This is a genomic window from Cellvibrio sp. (genome assembly GCF_053579595.1).
This window is the reverse complement of record NZ_JBRFPI010000361.1, coordinates 526-4,565: the sequence shown is the minus strand read 5'-3', so window position 1 is coordinate 4,565 and position 4,040 is coordinate 526. Positions and strand designations below refer to the sequence as shown.

General features: G+C 47.8%; 2 protein-coding genes and 1 pseudogene. All 3 read right to left on the bottom strand.

The annotated features are described in order from the left end of the window. The coding region (locus ACWA6V_RS17670; protein WP_449523731.1) for a family 43 glycosylhydrolase at positions 1–1,523 on the bottom strand (1,523 nt) is incomplete at its 3' end. 381 nt (positions 1,524–1,904) lie between these two features. Next, positions 1,905–3,464, bottom strand: a complete 1,560-nt coding sequence (locus ACWA6V_RS17665; protein ID WP_449523730.1) for a pectate lyase family protein — start codon at positions 3,462–3,464, stop codon at positions 1,905–1,907. Positions 3,465–3,791: 327 nt separating this feature from the next. Further along, a pseudogene (locus ACWA6V_RS17660) lies at positions 3,792–4,040 on the bottom strand (hypothetical protein); the annotation flags it as partial.

Sequence of the window (4,040 nt, the reverse complement as noted above, 5' to 3'; positions counted from 1 at the left end):
TCAGTGCTGGTGTGAATTGTTAAAATATGGCGATTGTTGGTTACCCGTATACGCAGTTTATTTTGCATACCATCTGGCTTTGGAGTCGTGCGTTGATCCATACCGTAGCGATGTAACACCATGCCGTTTTTATTGATGCCGACACCAGCGTAGAGTTTATCGTTGTAAAATAATAGCGCGCCACCTTGTGCATCCGGGTCAATATCCATATCCACTTCAAATTGGTACGCTTGGTCACCCGTTAAAAATGTCAGCGGTGAGGTGTTGCTGGGCGATGTGCCTTTCGCGGTTAATTCGAGCGCACTATTTTTATAATTTACACGTTGGTTTTCAGTTACATCACCGCGAAAAAAACTCCACTGGATACCAAATTTATTGGTGGAGAAATCATCGGATAACGCCATGCCCTGCTGCACAGCTTCACCACCTTTGCGTTTCCCCATGGGTTTGCCCACATCAACGCCTTTTGCTTTAAACCAGCCATCTTTGGTCCACTCAATCGGTTCCATCATCGCCTGGCGACCGAGCGTGTGAAAACCATTTTCGTAGGCGTGATACATCATATGCCAATCCGGTTTTTTAGCTGTGCTGTCTGGGCCTTCCACTAAAGTCGCGTGACCTTTTGACCACCATTTTTCTGCTGCTGATTCAGTGCGGATAATCGGATTGTAAGGTGAATTTTCCCAGGGGCCATGAATCGATTTTGCGCGTGCAGAAACAACCATGTGCCCCGTTGGTGGGCCAGCGGTGCCGCCGAGTGCGAGTGTCATGTAAAAGTAGTCCCCGTGCTTCATCATTTTGGGGCCTTCTTGCGCGTAACTTTCTACGTCCCACTCTTGCGGATATTGCCAGCCATCGTAGACATGTTCCATGTCGCCCACAATTGTTAACCCGTCATCACTTAATTGCACACGGTCGCCATGGGATAAAAACAAATAGCGTTTACCGTCTTCACCTACAATATGGCCTGGATCAATTCGGTCATTATTGAGTGCGACAGGCTCAGACCAAGGGCCGCGAATATCATCCGCCCAGATCACGTAAATATTGTTGTTGCCCGGTAATTTTGCGGGAATATATAAATAAAATCGGCCATTGTGTTTGGTCAGTTCCGGTGCCCAAATACTGCCGACATATTTTTTCAGTGCAGGGCCGATGGGCTGCCAGTTCACCAAATCTTTTGAATGCCAAATGGTGAGGGCAGGGTAGGCTTCAAACGATGAAAACGTCATGTAGTAATCATCGCCATCTTTAAGCACGCTGGGGTCGGGGTGATCTCCCGCCATAATGGGATTTAGATATTTTCCATTACCAAGATCGGCTTTGCGTTGGCCTTCAATCCCCTGCGACCATTGCTGGCAATGTTTCAAAAACGCGTTGCCTAAATGCGGAGTACATTGATTGTTGGTGCGGCTTTCACCAGCGTGGCTTCCGGCACTTGCCACGACCAACAATATACTGAATAACAGTTGATATTTTTTTTTCATAATCGTCTCGCAATCATTTTTATACGGGTAGTTCATGAACATAACCATCTTGCTGGCGGTTATATTTACTGAGCTACTTTGGATTGGTGGAGACCGAAAATACATGCCGGATAAAGAATTTTATTATTGATTCGATGCAAACAATTCAGGTTTGCAGGATCGCGCAAATCCGGAAAGCTGTCATCTATGATTGAAATTTATTACATATCATTACCTAAGTATCGATGATACTTCTGCTGGCAAAACGCAGGTGCCGGTGATACGTAAAGGGTGCAGCTTGATGAGGGGGAAAGTAAAACGCAGGAAGCTGATCAGGCGAGGTGGGAGTCATCAATCGAGCCAGCACATCGCTGTAGATAGTATGTTTAATCAGATGGCATTGGGCAAAACGGCCGAAGCCGTTTTGCCGCCACACAATTAACGCTTATAAGAACACTTGTTCGGGTTGCCTAGTGGGTCGGAACCAAATGCGGCAACGGTACAGGCAATTGAACCCGGTACAGAAACGCGTTTGGTAACCCACTTGCCTTTGCGGCCGAAGGCTACCCAGCCATCGCCAGAAGTGACTGAACAGGTACCGCCCAAGTCAGCGCATTTGGAGAAACCATCGGGATAATCGCCTGTGCCCGTCAACACCGGAGCGCCACTGGCTGAGCTTGCTGGTTTGCTGGATGCGGCAATTGAGCTTGCTGGCCTGCTGGATGCAGCTACTGAGCTTGCTGGCTTGCTGGAAGCTGCCACTGAACTGGCAGGTTTGCTTGACGCAGCCACGGACGATGCCGCGCCACCACAAGCTGCTGCCGTCAGTTGCGCACCGTTTTTACCAACACCCGCAAATTGCGCAAGTTTATCTTTCACACACTGTGGCGTTACCGGTGCGTAGCTGTAGGGCAAGCTGATCGGGAAGGTTGCAGTGGTAGTCCAGTTGTTGGCATCGATGGTGCCGCCGCTGGTCCAGGTAATGTTATAGGTGGCAAAGTCACCCGGGTTGGTGATGTTGTTATTGCGCAGATCCCACTTCCCGCAGTTGCTGCTGTCGTAACGGCAGGTAACCGGGTTTACGGAATTCTGGAACCAGTTGCTTTCAATCAATGCATAACCCGCCTGACGCACGTTAATACCAGAACCGGTAATGCCGTCGTACAAGTTGTTATACATGTGCGTCCAACCGCCGCGTTGCAATGGCAAACGCGCGTTTACGTTGCGGTAAATATTGTGGTGGAAAGTGATCTCGCGGCCGCCGGCAATATCGCTGCTGCTTGAACCATCAAGACCGACTTTTTTGCTATCGCGGATAATGTTGTACGACACAGTGATGTTATGTGAATCTTTTTTAATGTCTATCGCGCTTTCAAACGTCAGGTCGCCATCGGGTGAGCCGTTACATTCGTTATTCACCGCAAACAATTCGTTGTGGTCGATCAACACATTGCTGCCGCTGTCGATACGCAACATATCCGCATCGTTATTTGCACCGGCAAGTGCGCCAATCTTCATATTGCGCACAATCACGTTGTTCGATTTATTAATCACAATACCAAAGTTGGCCGATGAACCATTCGCGCCAAGAATGGTGACACCCTTGGTGAATTCTTTGATTTCCACAAAGCGGTAAGCATCATTCCAGCGCGCTTTAGGGCAATTGCCCGAAGCGTCAACCGTGTGATCTTTAATGACCTGATTGATCAGCGCATCTTCATTGCCGGTGTAGGTGATGACAACAGGATAAGCACCGCCAGTAACCTTGTTGCCGTTGGCATCGAGTTTGGCGTTGGCAATGATGGTGTTGATTTGTTCGTAAGTGGATGCGGTAAAAGACTGCGCGCCTGATACATTGCCACCATCGGTAGTGGAGAAACCACCGGTTGCCGCTGCATAAGCAGAGCTGCCCGCGCACAAAGCGACGGCGGCGGCGATAGTTTTCAGGGTGAAGGTTACATCTCTCTCAAGGGGTTTAGCTGTTTTTATAGTGAACATAATTACAATCTCGTCTTAGTTATTAAAATTAAGGACGGATTGACCGATATGCCATTCTGCAATTTGAGGAATTACATCTTTCCAGAAAACAACGCAGTATTATTGTTATATGTGACTACCCAGTGCGGCTATCAATACCTGCTGTAGTTCAGCGCTTGGGGAAGTGCCCGGCACTACCAAGGAGGTGTGACGTGCAGCTATTCTTGCATTTATAGGATTAGAAATACAAATAAAATGCTGGCACTGGTTTTGGCTGTTTCAAAAAGTGACAGAGCTGGGCGAACCTGTGATCTGATGCTACCGGAGTAGGCTATTCATGTGGGCTCTCTATTGAATAATAATGTCTTGATAATCAAAAAATTTTCGGTGTTCCCTGCCCGCGCTGAGCGAATTAACTTTATTGGGATGTTTGTATTCCTTCCAGTTGTCTACTAGCTTGCCGATATTTAAATGGGGAAATTCCCCTGTGCCCTCAGTGTTAATACCTAAAAACGCCAGCAGTTTCTGTAGGCTTCCGCTGCGGCTTATATCTATTTTTAACAAGTCATTCCTGGTTGAAAAATAGCGGAATACTTC